Source organism: Chryseobacterium sp. SSA4.19 (assembly GCF_022601875.1).
In the GTDB taxonomy this organism is placed as follows: Bacteria; Bacteroidota; Bacteroidia; order Flavobacteriales; family Weeksellaceae; genus Chryseobacterium.
Window position 1 is genome coordinate 1 of the sequence record NZ_JAKVIP010000028.1, and the last position, 26,286, is coordinate 26,286.

Sequence of the window (26,286 nt, forward strand, 5' to 3'; positions counted from 1 at the left end):
TTTTTTGAGCTGTAAGGGCTCAAAATTTTCCAGAATAACTTTTTAACTTACACAGTTAGTGAGACACTACCTTAAAAAAACCTGAGTATAAAATATTTTTCTCTTTATCAACAATATATCCTTTAATTTCAAGCTGCATAAGAAGTGTTGGATTATAGTAATCTTTATACCAGTTTATATTTCTCCCTTCATACATAATTTCGATTAACCCCTTCTCTCTTGGCAGTCGTTCTGAAGAAGAAAAGTATTCATGTTTTATATGATTCTCATCTGTTATTTTAATGTACTCCACATCATCCGGTTCTATCCAGGTTTCATTTCCGATTTCATCTCGCATTTTCATTTTAAATAAAATGGTTGCAAAGTAATATTTCTTGTTCGTAAATCTGCCTGTGTTTCTCACTTGCGCTTTTATGGTATCACTTGAATTCTTCAAGACATATTCAGCCGGAAAAAATCCTTTCATTTCTTGGGAAAACATGAAATTGAAACAAAAGAAAAATAGTAAAAAAATGAGTTTTTTCATTATTGACAATTTTAAAAAAGCTCAGATAAAGATCTGAGCTTCATATTTTAAGTAGAAATTAATCTTAGTTATTAATATACTTTTCAAAGACTTTAGAAAAATCCTTCTGAGTGTATCTGTCGAAACTGTTCGTATTCCATGCGAAAATATATTCATTGATGGCCTTCAGTTCCTGGCTTTTAGAAACATTTTCCTGCTTGCCGGATGCTACCGTTGCTACGGCTTTCACCAGACTGTCATTTGAGAAAGTGAGTAAAGACTGGTTGTGGTGCACGACCTGCTGAATAGCTAACAATGCTTTGTATAAGTCTTTCAGCTGATCAATCTGGCCTTTAGCCACACTGATCATCAAAGGAACATTTCCGATATTAAAAGAAATTTCAACATCCAGGTCAATAGTTCCTGCCGTCTGCAAAACAATGTTTGAAAAAGGAAACTGATAATATTCATAACGTTTCAAAACCCTTTTTCTGTCCAAAGCGCTGGCACCGTCGATATGGATCAAAGCCCTGTTGGTGAAACAGTACTCGTCTCTTTTGGATTTGATCAGAAAGAAAATTTTCTCATTGTCTTCAGACAAAATATAATCATCCGAATCTACTTTATCATAATCCTGAGACGGAATAATTTTACCGATATCTCCTAAACCTAAGGCTTCAGCAGCTAATTTTTTAAACATGTTTATTTAATTTGTATTTTATTAAGTGACTAAAATTAAGAAAATAAGTGAAACAAAATCAAATAAATTATTTAAGGAAAAGAAAAACCACAGAAAAATCTGTGGTTTTAATATTGTTAACATCTGTCAAAGACGTAAGCCTTTATCAAATCAAAAATTAAATATGAATTACTTCACCGTAAGCAGCAGCAGCAGCTTCCATAATTGCTTCAGAAACCGTTGGATGCGGGTGAACAGACTTGATGATTTCATGACCGGTTGTTTCCAGTTTTCTTGCAACAACCGCTTCAGCCACCATATCGGTAACCCCTTCACCAATCATATGGCAGCCTAACCACTCACCATATTTGGCATCGAAAATAACCTTAATGAAACCGTCTGTATTTCCGTTCGCAGTTGCTTTTCCGCTGGCAGAAAGAGGGAACTTCCCTACTTTGATTTCGTATCCTTTTTCTTTTGCCTGCTTTTCGGTAAGACCTACAGAAGCAACTTCAGGGTGGCAGTATGTACACCCGGGAATATTTCCGTAGTCGATTTTCTCAACATGCATTCCTTTGATTTTTTCAACACAAGTGATTCCTTCTGCAGAAGCAACGTGTGCCAAAGCCTGAGTAGGAATGATATCCCCGATTGCATAATATCCCGGAACAGACGTTTCGTACCATTCGTTTACCAATACTCTGCCTTTGTCTGTCTGGATTCCCACTTCTTCAAGACCGATGTTCTCGATATTGGCAGCAATTCCTACAGCAGACAATAAGATATCAGCTTCAAGGGTAATATTTCCTTTAGCCGTTTTTACCGTCGCTTTCACACCTTCTCCGCTGGTATCAACACTTTCTACAGAAGCGTTTGTCATAATTTCAATACCGGTCTTTTTCAAAGATTTTTCCAGGTGTTTTGAAATTTCTTCATCTTCTACAGGAACGATGTTCGGCATAAATTCAACCACGGTTACTTTTGTTCCCATTGTATTGTAGAAATCGGCAAACTCAACTCCGATTGCACCTGAACCTACAACAATCATAGATTTCGGCTGCTCAGGAAGAGACAATGCCTGTCTGTATCCGATTACTTTTTTACCGTCCTGAGGTAAGTTAGGGAGCTCTCTTGAACGTGCTCCCGTAGCAATGATGATATGCGTACCTGAATATTCGGTTACTTTACCGTCTTTATCCGTCACAGAAACTTTTTTTCCTTTCTGAACTTTTGCAGTTCCTAAAATAACGTCAATTTTATTTTTTTTCATCAGGAACTCAATCCCTTTGCTCATTTTGTTAGCTACGCCGCGGCTTCTCTGGATCACGTTAGGAAATTCAAAACCGGCTTCCACTTTATTCAATCCGTAATCTTCAGCATGGTTGATATAATGAAACACCTGAGCAGACTTTAACAAAGCTTTGGTTGGAATACATCCCCAGTTCAGGCAGATCCCTCCTAAATTTTCTTTCTCGATAATCGCAGTTTTAAAACCTAACTGTGCTGCTCTGATCGCTGTAACATATCCGCCAGGACCACTTCCGATGACAATAATATCGTAGTTCATTAGTATAAAATTTTATGCGAATTTAAGGAAAAATATTGGATGAAACATGTTTCTTACCACACTTCTGCAGAGTTTTATCAGTTTGATTTAAATAAAAAAGAGAACACAAAATGCATTCTCCCTTATGATATAATTTATCGGAAATTTTAAAGATTACCTGGCGCTCCTTAATAATTTCCTTTCATTCTGATACCTCAGATTCAAAGCTCTCAGCTGTTCCTGCTTCATCTTTTTAGTAGCCAGAGGATGGTTCATGATCATTTTCTTTTCTGACCGGTATCTTCTCTCAAGCTCACTTGCTTTACTTCCTTTCAATTGGGCTTTCGACGGATGAGGCGGTGGTGCCGGACGCGGCGGATGCCTTTGTGCTGAAGCTGTGGTTGATAATCCTACCAGTAAAACGGCTGTTATTAAAAACTTTTTCATGACTTTTTCTTTTTAAATTGAATTTAGTTTAACAAATTCAATAAGATTTAAACAGATGACTACATATTTCATACCACATTTCATCTTCTATTTTCTTCAGTGATTCTGTACATTGAATCTCTCTCCATTTACTTTTTTGTATGGGCAACCCTCCATACAATTCCGCTTACATCATCGGCAACCAGCAGTGAGCCGTCTGCGATCTGCAAAACACTAACGGGTCTTCCATAGACGTCTCCATTTTCTTCATTCGCGATAAATCCAGTTAAAAAAGGCTCGTAGGAACCAGAAGCTTTTCCGTTTTTAAACGGAACGAATACTACCTGATAACCCATTAGAGATGATCGGTTCCATGAACCGTGCTGTCCGATAAAAGCACCATTTTTATATTTTTCAGGAAACTGGTTTCCGGTATAAAAAGTTAAGCCTAAAGATGCCGTATGACTTCCCAGAGGAACATCAGGGACAATTGTTTTTGCTACAAGATCCGGCTTTTCTCCTTTTCTCCTAGGGTCTTCATTTTTCCCGAAATAGGCATATGGCCATCCGTAGAATGCATCTCTTTTTACACTTGTCAGGTAATCGGGTACTAAATCATCGCCCAGTTCATCTCTTTCATTGACAACTGTCCACAATTCGCCGGTAGAAGGGTTCCAGCTCATCCCGACAGGGTTTCTGAGACCTGCACCGTAAATTTTCTCACCGGTTCCGTCGGGATTTACTTCCAGAATATTGGCTCTCCGCACTTCGTGTTCCATTCCGTTTTCCCCTACGTTACTTCCTGAACCTACAGAAATATAAATTTTCGTCTGATTTTTATTCGCAATTAAATTTCTCGTCCAGTGATTGTTGTAGCCGCCTGCAGGAAGGCTGACGATTTTCTTTCCAGGTTCTGTGATTTTTGTATCACCTTCTTTATAAGGATATACCCAAAGTCCATCCGTATTGGCCACATAAAATTTATCCTTCATAATCAACATTCCGTAAGGCTGATTCAAATTATCCAGAAATACAGATGAAGACTCCGCTACACCATCTTTATTGGCATCCCTGTACAGGATAATTCTGTTGGCCGATTTTCCGCCCACTTCGGCATCGCTTTTTCCGCTGATGTCGTTTTTGATCTTTTCAGTTTTAGTCCGTTCAGAATTGGAAAGCACCACAAAAACATCCCCATTGTCTGCCTGGATCATATTTCTCGGACTTTTAATATTTTCCGCAAAACGTGTAACCGCAAAACCATCAGGAGCAACGGGTGTTTTACCGGCAGGCCAACCGATGACATTGCTGAATTTATTTTTTGCGCCTTTCTCATCAGGCGGCGGCAGTTTTAAAGTATTGGTTTGGGTGATTGCTTCATCCGAAGTCTGTTGGGTATTTTTATTTTCTTTACAACTGAAAAAAAGCATCGCAACTGCAGGCAAAAGGTAGTTTTTCATAATTATTATGTGTGATTTGTATTTGTGTTTACTGCCAAAATTGCAAAAACCGTTCCCTAAAAGAAACGGTTTGTATTGAATGCGAACGTTAATAGCCTATTATTCAACTTCGATGTTCTGCTTAAGCGGCAAATTTTTTGAAGAATTCCCGACCATAATTCTATACGTTCCTTTTTCTACAGTCCGGTTCATTTTTTCATCTAAAAACTGCAGTTCTTTTACCGGAACTTCAATGGCCACCTGCTTTGATTCTCCCGGTTGTACGTATATTTTCTGAAAACCCTTTAATTCCAGAACCGGTCTTGAAACTGAAGCCAGTACATCTTTCACATACAGCTGAACCACTTCGCTTCCGGCTTTTGAGCCGGTATTTTTCACATTGACTTTCGCAACAATCTTTTCATCCTCAGAATATTTCGCTTTATTCAGCTGCAGATCAGATATTTCAAAAGTCGTATAGCTCAATCCAAAACCAAAGGGGTATAACGGCTCTCCGCTCAGATCATAATAATCGTTTCCTCTTCCTGTCGGATGATGATTGTAGGTTAAAGGCAGTTGTCCTTCTTCAACCGGAAAAGTCACCGGCAATTTTCCAGAAGGGTTTTCTGATCCGAAAAGAACTTTTGCGACTGCATTCCCTCCTTCTTCTCCAGGATACCATACATCTAAAATCGCTCCTACTTTATCTTTCCAAGCGGTTGTTTTTATGGCAGAACCACCTACCAGAACAACAGTTACCGGTTTGTTCAGCTCTGAAACCTTATGAATAAACTGCTCCTGATTTCCGGGCAGGCTTAATGAAGAACGGTCCTGGAATTCACCTTCATGAATTCCCGCAGTTACAATAATGTAATCTACATTTTGAGCCAGCTTTAAGGCATTATCAAAATCTTTTTGATAATCATTTACCCCATAATTCCAGATCAGTTCAATGTTTGCCTCACCTCTGTCCTCACGGAATTCAACCGCAAGATCATATTTCTGGCCTTTTACAAAATTAATTTCAACAGTTTTGGTCGAGTAGCTTACCTTTTCCCAGTTATCAATTAATAATTTCCCGTTGATATACAATCTGAAGCCATCATTTCCTCTCAGCCCGAGCTGATATTTCCCTGAATCCGGTGCTTCCAGTTTTCCTTTCCAGCGGACACTGTAATGATCCGGCTGAAGTTTTTCAGGATTGGGAGAATACAAGGTCCATTTGAAATTCAATTGCTCATCCTGTTTTTCAAATGCGGGACTACCTTTCATGTCACTATTGGAGAAATAAGTTCCTTTTAATCCTTTTTGATCTTCTGAAGACAAAAATTCTGTGGGAACTGTCATGAAATTTTTCAGATTCCAATCAATACCTTTTGAATAAATGATTTTAATATTTTTATTCTTGACGAAATTTTTTATTCCCTCCAGAATATTCATCTTTTTATTTCCCGGCCCGGAGTATCCTCCCAATCTTGCATCCGCAGCATCTGTACCCACCACCAGAATCTTTTTTACATTCCCGGATATCGGAAGGGTCTGATGGTTATTGTGAAGCAACACAAAAGATTCAATAGCGGCTTTTTCGGCTAATGGCTTATGGTCGAGCTTTTTCAATGCTTTAATATCGCTGTCGGAAATGTAAGGGTTTTCAAATAAACCCAATTCAAATTTTACCCGTAATACCCTTGCCACTGCATTATCAATCCTTTCTTTTGGAATTCTCCCATCCAGGAATGGCGGGATAAATAATTTATAATGTTGGTATTCGGTCTGGAAAATAACATCAAGACCGGCATTAACAGCCTGTGCCGAAGCATCATCATAATCTTTAGCCGTAAAATGCAGGACATTGGCACCGCCTACCGCACTTGCATCGCTGATGACAAAGCCTTTGAAATTCCATTCTTTTTTCAGTTTTTCAGTTAACAGCCAATGGTTTGCTGTCGATGGCCTTCCATCCAGAAGGTTGTAGGAAGTCATCACCGATCTGCTTTTCCCCTGTATAAAAACTTTGTAAAAAGGGGCAAGATGGGTTTCTTCCATATATCTCCTGCTCCAGTGGATCGGATAGGAATCTCTTCCGCCTTCTCCGACATTGGCTAAAAAATGCTTCGGGGTGGTAATGATGCTCTCATCCTCAAATGAACTGACAAAGCTGACGCCCATTACGGACGTAAGAAAAGGATCTTCGCCATAGGTTTCTTCAGTTCTTCCCCAACGGACATCACTCGCTAAATTCACAACGGGTGTCAGAATCTGACGGATTCCCCTCAATCTCGATTCTCTTGCAATGGCTGTTGAAACCTCTTTCATTAACCGGGGATTGAAGGTTGCCGATAAACCGATTGCCTGTGGAAAAGCCGTTGCGCCTTCACGCATCAATCCGTGCAATGCTTCATCAAAAGGAATAATCGGAATTCCCAACCTGGATTCCTCAATAAAATATTTTTGAATCGCATTGATCTTTTTCGCCAGATATTCCGCATTTTCACCGGCATTGTACTGAAGCATCTGGCCAGCCGCTCCGCCTCCCTGATTTCCTGCGCTCACCTGCAATCCGAATATCCCGTGGCTATACTGACCTTTCGGAACATTGTCCAAATCTCCGGGAATCATAAAGCACTGCCAGAACTTTTCTTCCGGGGTCATTCTTTTCAGCAAATCCTGAACACGGGCTTCAACAGGCTGTTTCGGATCTTTGTATAAAGGCTTTTGAGCAGCAATAAAAACAGAACTCAATAATGAAATCCCAATGAGTTTTAATTTAAATTTCATTATTGCGTTATTTGGATTACGGTTGAATATTTTAATCCGGCTCTTTCTTTTGGTAAAGCAACCTCAATTGAGTTCCCAGCTTTTTTCCACCGGATTTTTGAGGAAATTCCTAAAATTTTCAATGTTTTAGGTTTAAAATTTTCAGGAATTGTAAAGCTTAAAACTGACGGTGACTGATAATTAGTTTTTTCATCCAAATGAAAAACATATATTGTTTTTTTATCTTTACTCTGAGTATAATAGAAATTTCCTTCGTGGTAAGGCGCTACGCTTCTTGTGGCAAAAACCGCTGACTGATTTTTGTCCATCCAACCTGAGATTTCTTTTAATCTTTCGTATACCACCGCATCATAATCTCCGTTAGGACCCGGAGCAATATTCATTAAGTAATTTCCGCCCCGTGAAATGATTTTTACCAAATTTTCAATGATTTTCTGAGACGTTTTATAGTTGTCATTAGGAACATATGAAAATGAATCCCCCATCGTAATGCAGCTTTCCCAGGGAATAGCAAGGGCGTGCTCTGGGATAGCCTGTTCAGGGGTCACATAATTTTCCCACTTTCCGGGGATAGTTCGGTCAACGATAATGATCCCGGGTTGATTTTTGCGGGCCATGGAACCTATTTTATCCATATCAATATCCTGCTCCACCTTGATAGTTCTCTGCCACTCCACTTTCGGATCAATTGTATGGAAAGGACGCACCCAGCCGCCATCTAACCAAAGAATGTCTATTTTCCCATAGTTTGAAGTAATTTCGTTCAACTGATTAAAGGTAAAGCTTTTGAAACGGTCCCATCTTTCGGGGTATTTCTTCGGATCATAATTCACATTCCGGTCTTTCGGAGGGAAATAGGGCCACCAGTATGCTTCGGAATGCCAATCGGGTTTTGAAAAATAAGCTCCGATTTTAAAGCCCTCATTCCTGAAGGTAGTGAATATTTCTTTCGTCACATCAGCTTTAGGATTTTTGGAGAAAGGTGTTTTGGAAGAAGTAATTTTATAATCGGATTGCTGTGTATCAAACATGGCAAAACCGTCATGATGCTTTGTGGTGAAGACCACATATTTCATTCCCGCTTTTTTAGCAGCATCTGCCCATTTTTTGGGATTGAACTGTACCGGATTGAAGGTCGTCTGGAGATTTTCATAATTTTTCACATATTCATCATATGATGTGCCGTGCTCCGGTTTTCTCTGGGTCCACGATTCATCTTCCGGGCACAGGCTCCAGCTTTCCACAATTCCCCACTGGCTGTACGTTCCCCAATGCATAAACAATCCGAATTTTAGGTCCTGCCATTCTTCGAGGTTTTGCTGCACCAGCGGATCATCCGGCTTTTTGTAGCCTTCTGAAACCTGGTGAGCCTGCGAAAATAAAGCGGATGAAAAGAACAGGGATGACAGAAATAAGGTTTTCGTTTTATGTTTAATGAACATCGAAGTTTAGTTTTCGCTAATTTAATCATCATTTGATGAACCTGCAAACGATTGTTTTGAATGTAATCTGCGTAATCATCCTAATCTGCGAGACATTATAATTCCAGCTGAGTTTAAACTATCTCTAAAACTTCAGGGCTTTAACATACAATTAAACCTACTTAACGTATTCATTAACTTGGTGGCAACATTTTTTAAATCAAATCCTGAAATGCAGTTTCTAGATAAGGATACTTAAATTCAAAACCGTTCCGGATTAATTTTTCAGGGTATACATTCCTGCTTTTCAGTAATAATTCGGTTTCTGTCCGTAAGAAGATGGACGCGATTTCCAGTTGCCATACCGGAGCATTTAATCCGAAAGGGATTTTCATTTCTTTTCTTAATGAACTCATGAAATGTTTATTGGATAATGGATTCGGAGCGGTTATGTTTACTGCCCCTGAAATATTTTTGTTATGAATAATAAATTCAACAGCCCTGCAGAAGTCTTCAATATGAATCCAGCTTACCTTCTGGTTTCCGCGTCCCTGTTTTCCGCCTAAACCGAGTTTTGTGATCATCTTAAGTTTGGTAAAAGCACCGCCGTTATTTCCCAATACGATAGAAGTACGTAATGTTATTTTTCGGATAGTTTCATTTTTAACTCTGAAAAATTCTTCTTCCCAGCTTTTGCAGATGTTCATGGAGAAATCATCACCGATGATACCGTTTTCCTCTGTATTCAGATGGGTTTCAGAATGCGTATATATCGTGGCAGAACTGGCATTTAACCAGACTTTTGGTTTACTGACACATTGATCAACTGCTTCCTGAAGTACTTTTGTACTGTTAATTCTTGAAGAATATATTTCTTTTTTATTTTTCTCCGTGTACCGGCAGTCTACAGATTTTCCTGTGAGGTTAATGAGCATATCGGCATTTTCAAGAACATGTTTCCATTCGCCCAATGTCTGGGCATCCCAGCGAATTTCATTTTCATTTTTGGGATTACGGGTCAGGATATAGATTTCATTTCCTTTTCCGGTAAAATATTTTTTTAAGTTTCTGCCGAGAAATCCCGTTCCGGCAGCGATAATAATCTTCATATCTTGAGTTTTAAAGGTGAATTGTTTTTATTTATTCGAAAGGTTTTATGAGTGTGAGGAGGATATTCTGATTAATCTTTTTGATATATATTTCTTAGTTTTCACCGTGATTTCAGAGCCTTCCGCAAGCATTACCGAAGCTGGGCCCTGATGGTTCAGTTCTTCAAAATCATTTCCGTAGAGATTTTTAAAATTAATTTTCAGCTGATGATTTTTAACTGAATACCAGTCCCATTTAGGATGACAGACTTCATATTCTGATGTTTTATTTTCTTTTTTGGTAAAACCGTAATAATGCTCGGTGATAAATTCAAATTCAGAATCCGGTTCCATAGCCAATGGCTGATTTTCTGCTGTGATTTTAATGGAATGCCAGCTTTTGTCTTTCCAGGAATACTGGATCAGCAGCTCCCGATCTTTTTCCCGGATCGTGTTCTTCATCGGCATTGTGCTGTAATGTTCCTTATACACTGAATTGGCAATGAAACTTAAAGCCGGCTTCGGAACAATTTCTTTAATGAAAACGACTCCTCTCTTCCATTCGTGGCCTTCTTTTTTCTTCACATAAAACCTTAAATTGACTTCCTCAAAGTTCCGGTGGAAAGGAATAGGTAGGCCTAACAACCTTGTGTTTAAAAACATAAAACCCACCAGGCTTGCATAGCATTTTCCATGGTAGAAATCGAGTTCTGTACCTTCAGGAAGATATTTCATCAGGATTTCAGGATTGATTTCGTAATTAACAATGGCCAGTTTCCGCCATTCTGCTTTCAGGAAGTTCATATTATTTTTATTTTATGAATTATATTTTATATTTACTGATTGTCATTTATCTCTGCTCTGCGGCTTTCTTCATGATTTCATTTCGTTCTTCTAACAAATTTTTCATGTAATTTTTAAGAAAAATGAGGTTGAAAAATTTCCCGATAATTCCGCCCGGAGATTCAAATTCAAAAATGTCAATCATCACCGTATAGTTCTTGATCTTTCTGAAAATATGCTGATGCTTGATGTATTTAAAAATACCCTGTATCATTATATCTGTGAAATCATAGGGGCGGTGCATGTGGATAATTTTAGTTGTTAAATTTTGGTAGAATCCTAAATGCCTTGCCCGCCATGTTACGGTTTCATGTAAACCAATCAGGCCTGAAATTTTTCCGGCAATGGCTTTTTCATGAGTTTTGGCCGTAGATTTCTGATGGAGATCAATATAAGACGAAAACAATACTACAAATACAAGGTAAGCCAGTCTATATTTCAGATTAAAATCAGGGATACAGGATTGAGGATTGATCTGTATCATCTTTTACAGAAGGAGCCATTTGCTTTCTGTTATAAGAAACGAAAGAATACAGCTTTTTAAAGAACCAGTACAGAGGCTGTATCCTTATAATTTTTGCCAATAGCGGAAAAGAGTTTCCGATGATCAGAAGCAGACTGTCCAAACCGTAAACCACTTTATTTTTCTTATGATCAATTAAAGCGATTTCATTTTTTGCGCGGTTAAAATCGATAAGGTTTTTATTCCTGAAACTCAATTTGGTAAAAGCTTCCCTTCCGTTTTTATCCAGCATTCCGGATTTTATAAAACCTTTTGAATAGATATTGCACATCGGGCATTTGTTGTCGTAGATGAGGGTATGGTTTTCAAGAGTTTTCATAATTATTATTTTTTTGTACTTTCAATTGATCATAATCTTTATTGCAGATAAGTAGTAAATTACTGCTAAAACAGGTGTTCCAAAAAGACCGAAACTTAATACTGAATACCATAATTCATTAACATATTCATTTGAAAATTTAAAATTTCCAATAAGCAGCAGTGATATAAAACTTAGCATAAAAGTCATACTTACATAGTAATAAATTTTAAACAGAAGACTCTTTGAATAGTTTTTTGAAAAAAATCTTGTATTGGAACTGATAAGATGGTTAATAGCCAGTAAAAAATAAATTATGACACAAATCCCTTTTTGAAATACTGCCAAATCCAGAAACAAAGAAATAAAAAAAGCAATAATAAGTCCGGTCTGAATGTAAAAGTCCCTGATAACAAATTTTTCCATAATTATAGTTTTAATAGTTTAATTTTTTGAGTGTATCCCGAAATATAAAATAAGAAACAAGTGAACGATCAAAGTTTTCATAGCTATCAAGTTTAAAGGTTTAAAAAATCCCCGCGGGTTCTTTTGTTCTGCATTTTAAATGTAAAATACATCCAGATTTTAAACAGCAGTGTTTTCATGTTTAATGTGTTTGTCTTTATTTATGGCATTCTTACGGCCTCTTAAGAATAACAGTAAGTTCAAAAGCATCATAATCCCAAGATAAATTGAAAATTTCCCGATCTTCTCACTAAGATTGACAACTACGTCTTCCAGGGTTGTGATCTGATACAACTCTATGATGCAGAGGGCAAAACCAATGTTCAGAAGATAAAATCCGATCTTGAAAAGTGAATTGGTAGCCATTGCAATATCTGCTTTCTGATGAAAAATATCCATCATAAATGTTTTTGAATTTTTAAACAGAAATTGGGATACAAAAACCGTAAGGCAGATCACGACCGGTAAGTAAATCATGTACGCAGAAAAATTGTACGTTGCTGTGGTTAAAATAGTTGCTGTCATAATACGTTTATTTTATGGTTAAATTTTTTCTTAAAAAATAAAGTGTAAAGATGTTCATGTAATGCAAAACAGAGAGAATAAGCATGATGTTTCCAATCCGGATGACGGTTACAGTAATAATTTTTTCTATACTGTCTACCGGATCCCATGAGGTGAGGCTGATCGCAATGTATCCGATGTTAAGCAGGCAATAGCATCCCAGAAGAATTTTATTGATGGTACGGCATACATCGGAATCATGGATGACGTATTCCAGATAATACTTCCCTGCATTATAACATCTTCTTCCGACATCAACCGTAATGTACGAGCTGATTGACAGAAATAAGACATATGAAATAATACTATACATTTTATAATTATTATATTTTCAATAATTTTTGAAAGTTTATCTGAAATAAAAAAGGATCTGAATCCTTTTTATTTTAATAAGTTGGTAATCTTACCAACCAGCCAGTGGTCATCACTTTTAATGGCGAGATCCATGATATTATTGATCTTACTGGTTACATTGCTGAAATCGTCCATCAGCTTAATGAATTCCTTAGCTTCTTCAGAATCCTTGTCTTCAATATTTTTCAGTTCTTCTAGAAAAGCAACAACCGGCTCTATCTCCCTTTTCCTACGTTCTTTTGTGATCTGCTTAAAGAGAAACCAGACATCTTTCTCAGCGGTAAAATATTCTTTACGGTCCCCTTTTACGAATTCCTTTTTTACAATTCCCCAGTCCATCAGAGCACGGAGGTTCATATTGGCATTCCCCCGTGAAATTTCAAGTAAGTCCATTACCTCATCCGTAGACAATGGTTTTCCGGTAGCCAAAAGCAACGCATGCACCTGTGCCATCGTACGGTTGATTCCCCAGCTGGTAGCAAAAGTTCCCCAGGTCTGAATGTATTTTTCTTTGGCTTCTGACAGTTTCATTTCCTTTGCTTTAATTTCTTACACAAATATAATTATAATTTTTGAATTTTCAATAATATTTGAAAATTAATTTAATTTTTATATCAAATAGAAACAGGTACTGTTGCCAGTACCTGTCATCACACTACTTCTGAATCGATTGATAGCTTTCAACAAGCCTTATAAATTCAGACCGGTAGCCTTCTTCATCTGTGTTTTTACCTTCTTTTGCCAGATCCTCTATTTTTTGGAGATTTTTTTCTTTAATTAACTGTGACTGTCGCAAAACCAACCCGAACCAGGCCACAGAAGCTGCAAACCGGTAATCCGGACTTGTCTGTGTCAGTGAGATACCCGAATTTTTAACGACTTTAGTTAATTCCGTACTTTTATCACCATCCGGTTTCTTGTAGCGGAATTTTATGGTAGCCAGTTCATCACCAAAATTCTTAGGATTTATTGTTGAGGAATATTTTAATTGAGTTTCTTTCGGTGCGAATACAGAGCTTATTCCTGCAGGAATAACTTCATATAACGCCGTTACGGTATGTCCGCTTCCCAGTTCTCCTGCATCAATTTTATCATTTGTAAAATCCTCATTTCTCAGTTTCCTGTTTTCATAGCCGATTAAGCGGTAAGATTTTACAAATTTCGGATTGAATTCAATCTGGATCTTTACATCTTTTGCAATCGCAAACATACTTCCCGCAAATTCCTTCCCCAGAAACTTGTTTGCTTCCTGCAGATTATCGATGTAGGCATAATTTCCGTTCCCTTTGTCTGCAAGCGTTTCAAGGCGGTTATCTTTGTAGTTGCTCATTCCATAGCCAAGACAGGTCAGGAAAATCCCTGTTTTTCTTTTTTCCTCAATCAACGTTTCAAGATCTTTCGCTGAAGAAGCTCCCACATTGAAGTCTCCATCTGTTGCCAGTACTACGCGGTTATTGCCGCCTTTAATAAAATTCTCCCGGGCCAGTTTATAAGCCAGTTCTATTCCGGCTCCGCCTGCCGTGCTTCCACCTGCCTGCAGGTGGTCCAAAGCATTGGTAATGGTTTCTTTTTCTGCCGCTGAAGTCGGAGCCAAAACCATCCCTGCATTTCCGGCATACACCACAATTCCTACTTTGTCCTGTGGACGTAACTGATTGACCAACACTTTTAAAGAAGTTTTCAACAAAGGGAGCTTATTGCTTTCATCCATAGACCCTGAAACATCGATCAGGAAAATAATATTGGAGTCCGGAAGATCGTCCATCGCTATATTTTTTCCCTGGAGACCTATCTTCAGAAGTTTATGTCCAGGATTCCACGGCGCATCACTGTATTCGGTATTGATGGAAAAAGGCTGCTTATTTTCCGGCTGAGGATAATCATATCTGAAATAGTTCAGCATTTCCTCCACTCGCACAGCATCTTTATCAACGGTACTTCCGTAGTTAATCATTCTTCTGATGTTTGAATAAGAAGCATTGTCCACGTCAATAGAAAAGGTAGACAAAGGCTGATTTTTTGTTGATTCAAAAGGATTTTCAATCAAAGCATTGTATTCTTCGTCGGTATTGCTAAGCTGCCTGATTCCTTTTTTCCCTTTTACAGTGGTTATCTTTTTACCGTACAGTTTGTTATCAGTAGCAGCCTTAGCCTGTTTTACCCGACGCTGCTGTTTCCTTTGCGAACCGGTTATTACCACACTTTCCAATGAAGATTCAATTTCAACCGCAGTCTGCCGTTTAGGTTTCGGACATCCATTGTATTCCGGCAGCCCGGGAACGGTAGGACACGCATCATCTTTGTCAAGTATACCGTCACCATCCGTATCCGGCCACGGGCAGCCATTGTTTTCTGCCGGTCCCGCCACTGTAGGACAAGCATCTTCTTTATCAAACACACCATCTCCATCCGTATCCGGCCACGGGCAACCGCTGTTTTCCGCAGGCCCGGGAATCTCTTTACAGGAATCATCCTTATCAGGAACTCCGTCATTATCCACATCCGGCCAGGGACAGCCTCTATTTTCCACCGGTCCGGAAATTTCCGGACATTTATCCCGGCTGTTTCTTACGCCATCCTGATCTTTGTCTTTTTCGATGCCGAAGGTTTTGGAAGTTTTTGACGCATCAGGAACCGTTTTGGTTGTACAACCCACCGATAAAGCCAAAACTGCTATCGTTACACTTACTTTTTTCATGCTTATTTTTTAATGCTATTAAAATTAACGGCTGAGCGTATGCCTGTTTATAGTAAGGATGCAGAAATCAAAAAAAGTTTCAGTATTTTCTGATTTTTCATAAACTTTTAGTGTTAAGGTTCAATTTTAGCTCTGATACCTTCATTCCAATATTTCGCTTCGGGCATGTAATAGAGATAGGCATTGCTGCTTTTTCCGGTGTATTCTCCTGCAAATTCCGCTTTCAGATCAAGATGGATTGTTTTTGTTTCATTGGCATCAAAATGTTCCCAGTACAAGACGAGATAATTATCGAAGATTTCGTAATAAGATACCTGCTTTTTATCCATTAAATCTTTCAGAAGCGCATTTTGCAGGGTTAATCCGGAAGGAATTCCTATTTTAGCAGTCACCATCGGCAATTGATTATTAATTTTATTTTTAATGGTTACCGTCATTCTATCCGTTTCTCCTACTTTTGATTCCTGAGATTTTAGCTTTGTTTCAAGTCGTATAGGAATCTCTGAACTTTTTGGCGGCTGCATACTGTAATACTGATATTCAAGTTTGTATGGCAAGCCTTTTTGAGCCATCGGATAATCAACAATAATTTCATTTTTACCGGTTTTATAGGCGGATGTTGCATTTATATCCGGGATAATTACTGCGTTATTAACTGTAATAACCGGCTTTTCCGTTCCGTACATTTTTTCATTTTTTGAAAAAAATTCTGATAATGCTTCCAAAGCCAAACTTGTACCCTGTGTAGACCCGAAGCCATAGTATCCATTATATTCAATTAAAGCATCAGCAACATTCCTGATTCTTGATTCATTAACCTGTATATTTTTCTGCAAAGCCATCATATAAAGCGATAAAGTTTCCGCTTGTGCAGACAGTCCTTTTGAACCTGTAAATGTAATATTGGGATTTACCTGTTTATTTTCAAACTGTACATTCAGAAGGTCTATAATAGTATTATAATCCTGAATTTTATTAAGATTGAATGCAGCATTACTCATTAATGCCAACTGGTAAGAATCTTTTGTGGCCAAAGCTTTTTTCAGACTGACCTCGTAAGAATCTTCAATCTCTTTTGTAAAGCCAAGTTTCGACAGCGCATAAACAACATACATATTTCGTGACCATGCATATTCTGAGTACGGACTGCTGATTTCATACCTTCTTCTCGTTTCGAAAAGTCCGTTCCCATTTTTCTTAGACAGAATAAAAGCCTTAAGATTATTGATTGTTTTCTGATCAACAGCTATATATTTTTTCAGATCCCTGAATTCCAGCAAAGCAAATGCAGACAGCGAAACATCGGATTCCGAAGCATTGAAATACCCGAAGCCGCCATCTATATTTTTATAACTCAACATCTTTTGAAAGCCTTTTTTCATATTCTTAATGACCATATTTTCAGTTTCAGCATTAATTTTATGACCTGATTTTAAATAATCCAGAATAAAAACGTTAGGATACACCGTTGAAGAAAGCTGTTCAAAACAACCGTAAGGCTCACGTTTCAGCCTTTCCAAATCTTCAAACAGCTGAAATGCGGAATTTTCAAATATGTAATACGAAGAAGAAAAACTTCCGTTAATATATTCAGGAATTTCAATGGCTAACTTTTCATTTTTATTGTTAATGATTGAATACTGATTCGGAAAACCCTTCTCCCCTACGCTGAATGGAAGAATGGCTGTTTCCCTGAAATTATCTGATGTTATCACAAACTGGATATTTGAATTAATAACCTGATCCGTCTGAATTTTCACAAACAACCTTCCTGATTCTAATGGTTTTAACGTGATCAGGCTGTCAGATTCCATTAAGTTTACACGATTTGGAACAATTACATTCATCTTCATTGTTTTCGATTCGGAAGAATTATTTTTAATCACGACAGGAATGATCATCTGGTCTGTTCTGGTAAGATATTGCGGAATTTTAGCATCAATCGAAATCATACTTTGTGCCGCATAGGAAGTTTCATCTCTGCCCAAGAGTCCATTGGCTGAAATGCCTTCTGTCCGTATCCTGAACGTTGTGTTGGCATCAGAATTATAGAATTCCACTCTTGCTTTTCCGTTTTTATCTGTTTCCAGCACGGGATTCCAGTAGATAACTTCACGATAGTCAAACCGATATGAAGTATTTGTTGTTTCGTAAACCGGATAAGCAAACTGCCGGGCTGATGCATATTGAGTCAGACTGTCCCGAGGAACGGCACTGACGGCAAAATAGGTTTTAGGAGTGAGATCAAATTTAATATTTGAATTCCCCTGTTTTGCAGATGTTACCAAAATTACACCGGCTGCCCCTTGACTGCCATACAGTGCGGTTGCAGCAGCATCTTTTAGTACTGTTACTGAACCTATATCATCCGGGTTTATGTGGGTGTTAAAATGCTCCACCGGAACTCCGTCAACAATAAATAAAGCACTTTTATTGAGTCCGGAACGCGTTCCTCTGATCATGACATTACCATCCATCTGATTGGATGGCTGAGAAATCTGAATTCCGGCAACTTTTCCGTTCAGCAATGACAGGTAACCCGGATTATTAATTTCCGACGGCCTCACAAGGGTTACAGAATTTGAAAGTGCTTCTTTTTTCATTCCCAATGCTCCCGTTACAACCACCTCACTAATTTCCTGAGATTGTATTGTATCAACTGCCAGATTTCTGCCGGCTGGTTTTTGTATATTCTGAACTTTATTTTTCACTTCTTTCGCATTCGTTTTTTCTACCGCTTCAACAATTACTTCTTCAACCTGTACATTATTCCTGTTTTGTTTTGTCAGAGGATTTACATTAAGCCTGTAGGCCAACATTTTTATTTTAATATTCTGTTTTGGCTGAAAAGATTTTGCGATGATTTTGTAATTGCCTGAATAGGTAAGATCAGTGAAATAAAACTGTCCGTTTTCACCTGTAACCTGCTTTATTAATTTGCTTTTTGTGTGATAGCTTTCTTCTACGAGAAATACTTCTGCTTTCACAGGCTTGTTATTTTCATCTTCAATAATCCCGTAGATCGGATTGCGTTTTTCAGGAGTATATTTATAAGTATGTCTCTTAATTACCTCAGGAATCAGTTCAAAATATCTATAGCCATTCGTGAGCATCAAAAGATCGAGACTTTTTCTAGCTTTGCTTTCGTTTTTGTCGAAATAAAACTGCGGCTTTTCAATTTTTCCGTGCAATTCAGAATCCATTAGAAACCAGGAAATAATATGGTTCTGTTTATCATCAGCATAGGTCCAGAGCTTATCATCAATTACACTTAAGGCCAGATTTGCGGAAACCGGTTTACCATTCTGATCTGAAGTTTCAATATCAACAATTACTTTTTCTCTCGGTACATAATGCTGTTTGGATGGTTTGGCTTTTATTTTAAGCTGCCTGTCCTCGTTGGTAAAAACAATACGTTCAGCAATCGGGACACTATTTTCAAAAATGGTAAATCTGCAGATCCCGGTTGGTAAATCATTTTCAGGAAGTGTAATGAAAGTTTTGCCGTCCTGTAAAGCTAGCTCCTGGCTGTAGATCTCTTCATTCCTGAAATGGCCTTTTACAACAACATTTTTTCTGTTCTTAGCTATTATTTTTAACCTGACATGTCCGTTTTCTTTGGATATATTAAAAGCAATGCCTTCCTCTTTAACATCCGGCAACGGATACATTTTCAGAATATGTTCCGGCTTCATAATTTTTGCATAATAATTTTCTCCTTTTTTCGGAGTAAAAAGAAAACTTCCCATGCCGAAATTATAGGCTGAAACCTCTGCCATTTTTTCATGGTGCTGATTGAAAATAGCTAATGTCGCATCCACCGGTTTTTCAAATTCATCAAGGATTTTAAAAGCGATGTTCTGTTCGATCCCGTTGATAAAAGTTCCGCCTTCCGGCATAAATTTCACATCAATGTTATTCAGGACAATGGGGATATTCCGTGAAATAGATTCTGTAAAACCATCAAAATCCACTTTAACAGTAAGCAGTGCATCAGAAGATTTTAAAACATCCGGAAGGTTAAACTTAAGCTGGCATTTCCCTTCTTTATCGGTCAGCAGCTTACCCTCGGAAATCTTTTCACCATGATGCATCACCATAAAATCCGCTTCATGGAAAGGAATCGGGAGATTGCTCAGGCTCCGCATTGAAAAATCCGCTAAAACCTCATCTCCGGCTCCATAGCCTTTTTTGGGAAAGTCAAGTTTCATCAGAATTCTGGGAGATACTGCTTTCTGAAGGGTAATTTCTTTTTCAAAAAAATTTTTACCACCTTCATTCTGCATCCAGTCCGTGTAAGCCTTCATTCTGTAAATCCCGCCTTTCATTTCAGCATTAAAAAAGAAAAATCCTTCAGCATGACCGTTTTTCACTTCATACTTTGCTTTATTAACCACAGTTCCTGACGGATCTATCAGCTCAAAATTAACAACTTTGCTTAAAGTTGCGGGAAGATTGTCCTGAGCATTGATCACGTACATTTTAAAATCCATCGTTTCGCCCGGTTTGTAAAATACATGACTGGTCTGGATATATGTTTTCTCCTTTTGAAAGTTCTCAAACTGATGTTGTGCTTTCAGAAAAGTACCTGAAAACAAAAAAATATAAATGAGATATGCTGTCGTTTTAAAATTCATCTTTTAAAATTTAAATGAAACCATACATCCGTACGTTTTAAAGGACGGAAGATTAAAAAAATCAAGACCCCTCCCGTTTTCCTGATCGTAAAAATTCTGATTGGGATCTGCTCCGCTATTCGCCTGCCAGACAACAATATTATTCACATAGAAAGTAATGATCAGTGAAGTTCCGGTCCGGTTAATGGGTAGATTGGCTGATAAAGCAATACTGCTGATTCTTACATGATCTGCTTTCTGAACATATTCTTCCGCAACTCCCAGATATCCGTATCTAATCCATCGATTTTGGTTCACATTCCGGTTCGGATCATAAAAATCCACAGGTGTATGATTGATGCTTCCATTAGCCTGTACCCCTTCAAAAATATAATTTTTAATATTCCGCTGATCTGCAGAAATCTGAGAGCGTCCATAGTAATCCAGAACAGCCTGGGTACCGTTCCAAAGCTGGCCGCCTTTCTGCCATTCCCAGTTGATATCCAGTGTCCATCTTTTAAAACTGAAGTTGTGGTTAAACTTCATTACGAAATCAGGAGTCGGATCTGCAATGATTTTTACTCCGTCTGCTTTTTCAGGATAACCTGATTCATCAATTACCAAATGCCCGTTTCCGTTTCTGAGGAAATAACTTCCCATCACAGCACCCAGAGTCTGTCCCTGCGTTAAAGTTTTATACAGATCATTAAAACCTGAAACTGCCAGATTATTATAGCCATTTTCCACATGGTCTACCATATCTCTGTATCTGAAAAACGATACTTTCTGAGTACTGAAAAAATTATTACTGATCCTGAAATTATGGTAGGAAAAATTAAATTCATATCCGCTATATGTATGATCAGCAAGATTTTTTAAGATAAGCTGATTATTTTCATATACCGGAAAAACATCATTAAAAATCTTCCGGTTGAAATATTCCCCTTCAATGCTTATTTTAAACCCTGCATCTATTTTAAAACCTGTTTTCCATTCCTTTGTATTGATACTGGAAAGCCCTCTGAATGTTTCTACCTCATTTACAGGAAAATATTGAAAGGCATTTTCCGCATTCAGCAAAGTTGTTGCATAAGATGCATATGACCGTGTAATTTCCTGTTCGGAACTTAATGCGGTGTAGGCGCCCAACACTTTAAAATTAAACCGGCGCCAATTAAAAACATCTTTAAAAAGCAGGTAAGCATTTGCTTTGGGAAGCCAATACTTATTTTCAGCAGAAGTGTTGGAAATATAAAATGAATTGCCCAGGTTAGCACCCATTTCAAGATCATTCTTATGAATTTCTAGATTGTAATTAAACAGATAATCCTGAGAAGTTCTTTGGTAGACCTGTTTTTTATCCGTTAAACTATTATTAACATCTGATTCCTGGTTGTTTAAAATAAAATTAAGTCTGAAATCATTTTTAAAATCATAATCTCCGAATGAATAATTCCCGAAAACAGTAGAATTGTAAAGAAAATTATTTTGTACTCTTTCATTCCGTAAACCATTGATAAAGCCATTCGTGGATGGTTGATAATGTTCTATATTCCAGAAGCTGTCATTTTCATAAGACTGGCTGAAATTCAATCTGAAATTCCCGAATGTTTTTATCGCATTAACACTGAACTGTTTCCGTTTGCTCTGGTACGTATATTTATCTTCCTGCTTAAGAAGAAACATAGGATTATCTGCAAACCGGCTATACCTTCTCTGTGAACCGTCTGACAGCAATACATTTTGCATATTCGAAAATGAAACCGGAGTGAGCAATGCATTCTGGTACACCCTGTTGAAAAACCCTATCCGATTGGCATGGGTTGCTTTATTGTCATCATAATTAAATGACAGGTCTACTATGTAACCTTTAAAATTTGAGCTTAGTTTTGTTTTTAAAGAATTGATCATATTAAACTGGTCAGCAAAATACATCTGATCTTTCTGCTGCCCCAGATCTACCGCCAGACGAAGTATTTCATAATGGTCTTTTTTTAAAATTGTATTAACCCTCAGCTGATTACTGAATCCTACCGTAGTTTTAAAAATATTATTGTCATATGCTTTTGCTGGAGAAATACCACTATCCAGACCAACCAGTTTTCCGTTCTGATCATACTCATAAGGTTCATGGTCAAATCCAAGGGTAGAAATATCAGGTCCGAAGCTGAACATTTCATGAGTTTCCGGTCCTTTCCAAACCAATAATCCATTTTCGGATCTTCCCTGGACAAATCTGTTTTGGACATGCGGAATGGCATTTCTTGATTTAATTTCAAAAGAAGCCGTAAAACTACCATTGATTACAAGCGTTTCCTGATAAAGCTGTTGGATCTTATAGACTGAGTCATTTTTCTGTTTAATATTTTTTATCTTAAAAAAATAAGGATTGTAATTCTTACTGAGAAAATTATCAGCACTTTCAATACTGTATGGATCATTTTGGTGATTTGAAACGAGACTGTCATAGGTTTTGTTATAGATATTTTTAACCGTCTCATTCTTAATTCGTGAGGTAAGTATATCTTTAAGTTCCCTTAACTGATAATCCTTAAGGACTGCCTTATTTTTATCATTGTTCCAAACCAGTGTATCAAAAGGCTTTCCGGCAATAACAGCAAAACCTTTCTCATCTGTCATTTCATAAACACCGCTGTTTTTATTAAAAACTTTAAGAAAATTCTGAGGTTTGTTTTTATGATTTAGGAAATATCCGGAATAATACAGCTGCGAATTCTGAGCAAAAAAATGAATGGCTATGAACAAAGCAAGCAATACATAAATTTTCTTCATTTTGTTATAGTTTACAGGAGATGAAAGAAAAGCAATTTTAAAAATTGCTTTTCCGGAGGATATGAGTATTGGTATTAGTTTTAAAATATCAGAATTTAATTGGTAAGCAAATCATTGCTGAGAAGTTTTTTCAGTTTTCTTTTTTCTGTTCTTGAAATATCTTTTGTTACCACAAAGATAACTCCGTTAACTGCACGGCTGCCAAAAACAGAAACAGCTTTATCCCCTTTAAAAACCTGCACTGATTCAATTTTTTTGGGATCCAGCTTTTTGAATAATCCGGTATCTGAATATACTCCGTTAATAACAATCAAAGGATGAGTTTCTGTATTTGCTTTTCCCCTTACAGAAATCCCAGTTCTTCCTGAAACAGGAACTCCTTCTGAACCTGAACTGACATTCAATCCGGAAACATATCCTTTGAGGGTATTGACATCCGGTTTATTTGCCAATTTATTGTCAAATCCCGAGCCTGAAGCAACAGCTTTATGCTTATTTGCATATTCTTTGTTATAGGCTAAAATCTCCGGCTCTTTTTCTTTTTGACCGAAGCTGGATGCAGAACCAGGATATATTACTTCTGCAGTATCTGCAACACCATTAATATCCGAAATTTTCTTTTTAGCAGATGAAGCAACGGTATTCACCATAGAAGCGCGCTCCTTCCTTACTCCCATCGCAATCACTTCTTCCAGATTCTGCCTTTTTACCGTATCCATCATATTTTTTTCTGCAACAGGTGCCGCACCGGAAGCGGGAACGCTCATTTCATGTATTGGAGAAGATAAAGGAGAAGCATATAATTCAGGAACTTTTTCATAGGCGATTTCTGTTGAAGCTGCCTGTCGGGTTTCCTTTTGCACATTACTTTTTACCATACTGTCCAGTTTTAAGATGTGTTCCGGAAGAGCCGGTGCTGTACTTTTTTGATAGTGTGTTCTATTCTGAGTGATTACAGGATGAACAGCACCATTACTTTCTTTTTTATCAGTAAAGTAAAAAATTCCTGAAGCGATCAACAGAGAAGCAGCAACACCATAAGGAATCCATGCCGGGATACTTTTTTTCTTATCCTTTTTTTTATCTAATTTTTCTTCAATTATATTCCAGACCTTATCAAATCCGGGAAAAGTCGCAGGCTCTTCCAAAGTTTTAGAAGCCTCGCTGAATGTTTTATCGATATCGTGATTGTTTTCCATTGCCGTAAAAATTAGAGATTATGATGTGCCAAAAGTTCCTGAAGCTTTTTTCTTGCCACGCTGAGCTGTGATTTTGATGTTCCTTCGCTGATGGAAAGCATGATTGCAATTTCTTTATGAGGATAGCCTTCGATTGCGAAGAGATTAAAAATGGCCCTGCAGCCTTCCGGAAGAAAATTCAGAAGGCTCAGGATATCTTTTTCAAAGGAAACATCCTGTATCTCCGAATCGGCATAGATGATATGTTCTTCTTCAAGAGGGATATGCAGCTGTTTTGCAGCTCTTAATTTCTGCAGACATTCATTAACCGCAATTTTCCTGGCCCATGCTTCAAAAATATCAGGATCCTTAAGCTGACTTATCTTTGTGAAAATTTTATAAAAAGTGTCGGCAAGAGCTTCTTCAATATCTTCATCATTTTTCAGATACCTTTTACAGACCAGATAGAGTTTTCCGGCCATCCTTTCATAGACTTTCCGCTGCGCATTGCGGTCGTTCCGCTGACATTCCAATAATAGCTCTCGTTCCATAATCAGGCTTTATACTTATATAGATGCATAAAATGTAAAACAGGTTGGAAATCTTTTAATTTTTTTTAAAAATACCTGAAAATAATGGATATACAAAGAATGAATATTGAACTGATCAGGTAAAACCAAGGATTGAAACTTCTGAATAAATTTTTCGCTTATTTAAAAGCAAGAAATTAGTTTCCCGGCAATTATTGATTTCCTCCTGTTATTATTAATACTTTTCATAAAAACCTACAGTACAATTTAACTTTGACGCCTGTAACGAATCTGTAGTATGAACGACTATTCATATAAATAATCTTTTTACAGTAATGAAGAATACCAAATTTGTATCATTGCTTTTTGTTTTGTCTGCAGGAAGTATGATGTTTGCTCAGGATGATCTTATCAACAAGTTAAAAAACAACCAGTCTCAAAATGCCAATTTCCAGTTTACCACCCTGAAAGATGTAGGAGCCACTTCGGTGAAAAACCAGGGTTCTTCAGGAACGTGCTGGAGCTATTCCGGAAATTCTTTTCTTGAGTCGGAAATGCAGAGAATGGGTAAAAAGCCTGTTGACCTGGCAGAAATTTTTACCGCAAGGAATTCTTATCACGATAAAGCCAAATTATATGTTCTGAACAATGGTTCCATCAGCTGGGGCGACGGAGGCGAACTGCATGATGTCATCAATATGTATAAAAAATACGGAGCCGTTCCCCAGGATGTGTATACAGGATTACAACAGGGACAGACTATGAATAATTTCTCTGAAATGCAGGGTAAATTAAAGCCTGTTTTAGACAGCCTTGTCCAGGCCGCATCAAAAGGCAAACTTTCGGATAACTGGATGTCTTCTGTAGATGCCATTCTTGACCAGTATTTAGGGAAAGTTCCTGCGAACTTTATGTATGAAGGGAAATCATATACGCCGCAGACTTTTGCAAAAGAAGTAGTAGGAATCAATCCTGAAGATTATGTGGAATTGTCTTCTTACAAAGATTATCCGTACTACCAGAAATTTGTCGTTCCGATCCCTGATAACTGGAGCCACGATTCCGACTGGAATGTTCCTATGAAAGATTTAACAGCCATCATCGATAACGCCGTGAATAAAGGATATTCGATAGGATGGGCGACTGATGTTTCAGAACCTTACTTTTCCTATAAAAACGGTGTGGCCTATGTTCCTGATATGGATCTGAACCAGATCAATACAGAAAATAAGGGAACATTGTTTACAGAACCGAAAAAAGATAAAACAATTACTGAAGATATGCGCCAGCAGGCATTAAATAATCTTTCCACTACTGATGATCATGGAATGCACATTGTAGGCCTTGCCAAAGATCAGTCCGGAAAAGAATATTATATGGTGAAGAATTCCTGGGGTGTGACCAATGATTTTGCAGGTTATATTTATGTAACAAAACCTTATGTTGAATATAAATCGACAGCCATCCTCGTTCACAAAAACGCATTGCCTAAAAATATCAAAAAGCAATTGAAGCCGACCAAAAATATTGGCCTTTAAATTA

The 26,286-nt window shown here is 37.6% G+C and carries 20 protein-coding genes; 1 reads left to right on the plus strand and 19 read right to left on the minus strand.

The features are described from left to right. Window positions 1-55: 55 nt before the first annotated feature. The 19 genes from MKJ01_RS16185 to MKJ01_RS16275 all read right to left on the minus strand — a co-directional run bounded on the left by MKJ01_RS16185 (window position 56) and on the right by MKJ01_RS16275 (window position 24,765). Window positions 56-466 (minus strand): hypothetical protein, encoded by a 411-nt coding sequence (locus MKJ01_RS16185; protein ID WP_241615142.1) that lies wholly within the window; start codon window positions 464-466, stop codon window positions 56-58. Between the two features lie 124 nt (window positions 467-590). Continuing rightward, the gene (locus MKJ01_RS16190; protein WP_241615143.1) at window positions 591-1,205 is read right to left on the minus strand and encodes a PH domain-containing protein; all 615 of its coding nucleotides are present in this window, start codon (window positions 1,203-1,205) and stop codon (window positions 591-593) included. A 157-nt stretch (window positions 1,206-1,362) separates the two neighbouring features. Further along, window positions 1,363-2,751 (minus strand): dihydrolipoyl dehydrogenase, encoded by a 1,389-nt coding sequence (gene lpdA / locus MKJ01_RS16195; RefSeq protein WP_241615144.1) that lies wholly within the window; start codon window positions 2,749-2,751, stop codon window positions 1,363-1,365. 153 nt (window positions 2,752-2,904) lie between these two features. Then, window positions 2,905-3,177, minus strand: a complete 273-nt coding sequence (locus tag MKJ01_RS16200) for a hypothetical protein (protein WP_241615146.1) — start codon at window positions 3,175-3,177, stop codon at window positions 2,905-2,907. A gap of 128 nt (window positions 3,178-3,305) precedes the next feature. After that, window positions 3,306-4,616 carry a sorbosone dehydrogenase family protein gene (locus MKJ01_RS16205; protein WP_241615148.1) on the minus strand — a complete coding sequence of 437 codons (1,311 nt, stop codon included), beginning with the start codon at window positions 4,614-4,616 and terminating at the stop codon, window positions 3,306-3,308. Window positions 4,617-4,715: 99 nt separating this feature from the next. Then, window positions 4,716-7,373, minus strand: coding sequence for a beta-glucosidase (locus MKJ01_RS16210; RefSeq protein ID WP_241615150.1), 2,658 nt, complete (start codon window positions 7,371-7,373; stop codon window positions 4,716-4,718). Beyond that, a complete protein-coding gene (locus MKJ01_RS16215; RefSeq protein ID WP_241615151.1) occupies window positions 7,373-8,815 on the minus strand; it encodes an alpha-L-fucosidase in 1,443 nt (480 codons plus the stop codon). Before MKJ01_RS16215 ends, MKJ01_RS16210 begins: the two co-directional genes overlap by 1 nt. Before the next feature lie 194 nt (window positions 8,816-9,009). Beyond that, a complete protein-coding gene (locus MKJ01_RS16220; protein WP_241615152.1) occupies window positions 9,010-9,903 on the minus strand; it encodes a TIGR01777 family oxidoreductase in 894 nt (297 codons plus the stop codon). A gap of 45 nt (window positions 9,904-9,948) precedes the next feature. Then, window positions 9,949-10,686, minus strand: a complete 738-nt coding sequence (locus MKJ01_RS16225) for a YqjF family protein (protein WP_241615153.1) — start codon at window positions 10,684-10,686, stop codon at window positions 9,949-9,951. Window positions 10,687-10,732: 46 nt separating this feature from the next. Next, window positions 10,733-11,209, minus strand: coding sequence for an SRPBCC family protein (locus tag MKJ01_RS16230; protein WP_241615154.1), 477 nt, complete (start codon window positions 11,207-11,209; stop codon window positions 10,733-10,735). Next, on the minus strand, window positions 11,175-11,567 hold the full coding sequence (locus MKJ01_RS16235; protein WP_241615155.1) for a DCC1-like thiol-disulfide oxidoreductase family protein: 393 nt from the start codon (window positions 11,565-11,567) through the stop codon (window positions 11,175-11,177). Before MKJ01_RS16235 ends, MKJ01_RS16230 begins: the two co-directional genes overlap by 35 nt. A gap of 564 nt (window positions 11,568-12,131) precedes the next feature. Next, window positions 12,132-12,536 carry a hypothetical protein gene (locus MKJ01_RS16240; RefSeq protein ID WP_241615156.1) on the minus strand — a complete coding sequence of 135 codons (405 nt, stop codon included), beginning with the start codon at window positions 12,534-12,536 and terminating at the stop codon, window positions 12,132-12,134. A gap of 7 nt (window positions 12,537-12,543) precedes the next feature. Next, complete coding sequence (locus tag MKJ01_RS16245; protein ID WP_241615158.1) at window positions 12,544-12,888, minus strand: hypothetical protein; 345 nt, start codon at window positions 12,886-12,888, stop codon at window positions 12,544-12,546. A gap of 68 nt (window positions 12,889-12,956) precedes the next feature. Beyond that, window positions 12,957-13,460 carry a GbsR/MarR family transcriptional regulator gene (locus MKJ01_RS16250; RefSeq protein WP_241615159.1) on the minus strand — a complete coding sequence of 168 codons (504 nt, stop codon included), beginning with the start codon at window positions 13,458-13,460 and terminating at the stop codon, window positions 12,957-12,959. A gap of 124 nt (window positions 13,461-13,584) precedes the next feature. Next, window positions 13,585-15,627, minus strand: coding sequence for a von Willebrand factor type A domain-containing protein (locus tag MKJ01_RS16255; RefSeq protein WP_241615160.1), 2,043 nt, complete (start codon window positions 15,625-15,627; stop codon window positions 13,585-13,587). A 113-nt stretch (window positions 15,628-15,740) separates the two neighbouring features. Next, complete coding sequence (locus MKJ01_RS16260) at window positions 15,741-20,264, minus strand: TonB-dependent receptor plug domain-containing protein (RefSeq protein ID WP_241615161.1); 4,524 nt, start codon at window positions 20,262-20,264, stop codon at window positions 15,741-15,743. A gap of 3 nt (window positions 20,265-20,267) precedes the next feature. After that, window positions 20,268-23,036, minus strand: coding sequence for a hypothetical protein (locus MKJ01_RS16265; RefSeq protein ID WP_241615163.1), 2,769 nt, complete (start codon window positions 23,034-23,036; stop codon window positions 20,268-20,270). Window positions 23,037-23,131: 95 nt separating this feature from the next. Next, window positions 23,132-24,235: a TonB-dependent receptor plug domain-containing protein gene (locus MKJ01_RS16270; protein ID WP_241615165.1), complete on the minus strand. Its 1,104-nt coding sequence runs from the start codon at window positions 24,233-24,235 to the stop codon at window positions 23,132-23,134. A gap of 11 nt (window positions 24,236-24,246) precedes the next feature. Beyond that, window positions 24,247-24,765 (minus strand): RNA polymerase sigma factor, encoded by a 519-nt coding sequence (locus MKJ01_RS16275; protein ID WP_241615167.1) that lies wholly within the window; start codon window positions 24,763-24,765, stop codon window positions 24,247-24,249. Between the two features lie 314 nt (window positions 24,766-25,079). Here MKJ01_RS16275 and MKJ01_RS16280 point away from each other — a divergent pair, with 314 nt between their 5' ends. After that, a complete protein-coding gene (locus tag MKJ01_RS16280; protein WP_241615168.1) occupies window positions 25,080-26,282 on the plus strand; it encodes an aminopeptidase C in 1,203 nt (400 codons plus the stop codon). Window positions 26,283-26,286: the final 4 nt, after the last annotated feature.

Coding starts and splice junctions, on each gene's coding strand:
- MKJ01_RS16185 (WP_241615142.1), bottom strand. CDS start 466: ATGAAAGGATTTTTTCCGGCTGAATATGTCTTGAAGAATTCAAGTGAT.
- MKJ01_RS16190 (WP_241615143.1), bottom strand. CDS start 1,205: ATGTTTAAAAAATTAGCTGCTGAAGCCTTAGGTTTAGGAGATATCGGT.
- lpdA (WP_241615144.1), bottom strand. CDS start 2,751: ATGAACTACGATATTATTGTCATCGGAAGTGGTCCTGGCGGATATGTT.
- MKJ01_RS16200 (WP_241615146.1), bottom strand. CDS start 3,177: ATGAAAAAGTTTTTAATAACAGCCGTTTTACTGGTAGGATTATCAACC.
- MKJ01_RS16205 (WP_241615148.1), bottom strand. CDS start 4,616: ATGAAAAACTACCTTTTGCCTGCAGTTGCGATGCTTTTTTTCAGTTGT.
- MKJ01_RS16210 (WP_241615150.1), bottom strand. CDS start 7,373: ATGAAATTTAAATTAAAACTCATTGGGATTTCATTATTGAGTTCTGTT.
- MKJ01_RS16215 (WP_241615151.1), bottom strand. CDS start 8,815: ATGTTCATTAAACATAAAACGAAAACCTTATTTCTGTCATCCCTGTTC.
- MKJ01_RS16220 (WP_241615152.1), bottom strand. CDS start 9,903: ATGAAGATTATTATCGCTGCCGGAACGGGATTTCTCGGCAGAAACTTA.
- MKJ01_RS16225 (WP_241615153.1), bottom strand. CDS start 10,686: ATGAACTTCCTGAAAGCAGAATGGCGGAAACTGGCCATTGTTAATTAC.
- MKJ01_RS16230 (WP_241615154.1), bottom strand. CDS start 11,209: ATGATACAGATCAATCCTCAATCCTGTATCCCTGATTTTAATCTGAAA.
- MKJ01_RS16235 (WP_241615155.1), bottom strand. CDS start 11,567: ATGAAAACTCTTGAAAACCATACCCTCATCTACGACAACAAATGCCCG.
- MKJ01_RS16240 (WP_241615156.1), bottom strand. CDS start 12,536: ATGACAGCAACTATTTTAACCACAGCAACGTACAATTTTTCTGCGTAC.
- MKJ01_RS16245 (WP_241615158.1), bottom strand. CDS start 12,888: ATGTATAGTATTATTTCATATGTCTTATTTCTGTCAATCAGCTCGTAC.
- MKJ01_RS16250 (WP_241615159.1), bottom strand. CDS start 13,460: ATGAAACTGTCAGAAGCCAAAGAAAAATACATTCAGACCTGGGGAACT.
- MKJ01_RS16255 (WP_241615160.1), bottom strand. CDS start 15,627: ATGAAAAAAGTAAGTGTAACGATAGCAGTTTTGGCTTTATCGGTGGGT.
- MKJ01_RS16260 (WP_241615161.1), bottom strand. CDS start 20,264: ATGAATTTTAAAACGACAGCATATCTCATTTATATTTTTTTGTTTTCA.
- MKJ01_RS16265 (WP_241615163.1), bottom strand. CDS start 23,036: ATGAAGAAAATTTATGTATTGCTTGCTTTGTTCATAGCCATTCATTTT.
- MKJ01_RS16270 (WP_241615165.1), bottom strand. CDS start 24,235: ATGGAAAACAATCACGATATCGATAAAACATTCAGCGAGGCTTCTAAA.
- MKJ01_RS16275 (WP_241615167.1), bottom strand. CDS start 24,765: ATGGAACGAGAGCTATTATTGGAATGTCAGCGGAACGACCGCAATGCG.
- MKJ01_RS16280 (WP_241615168.1), top strand. CDS start 25,080: ATGAAGAATACCAAATTTGTATCATTGCTTTTTGTTTTGTCTGCAGGA.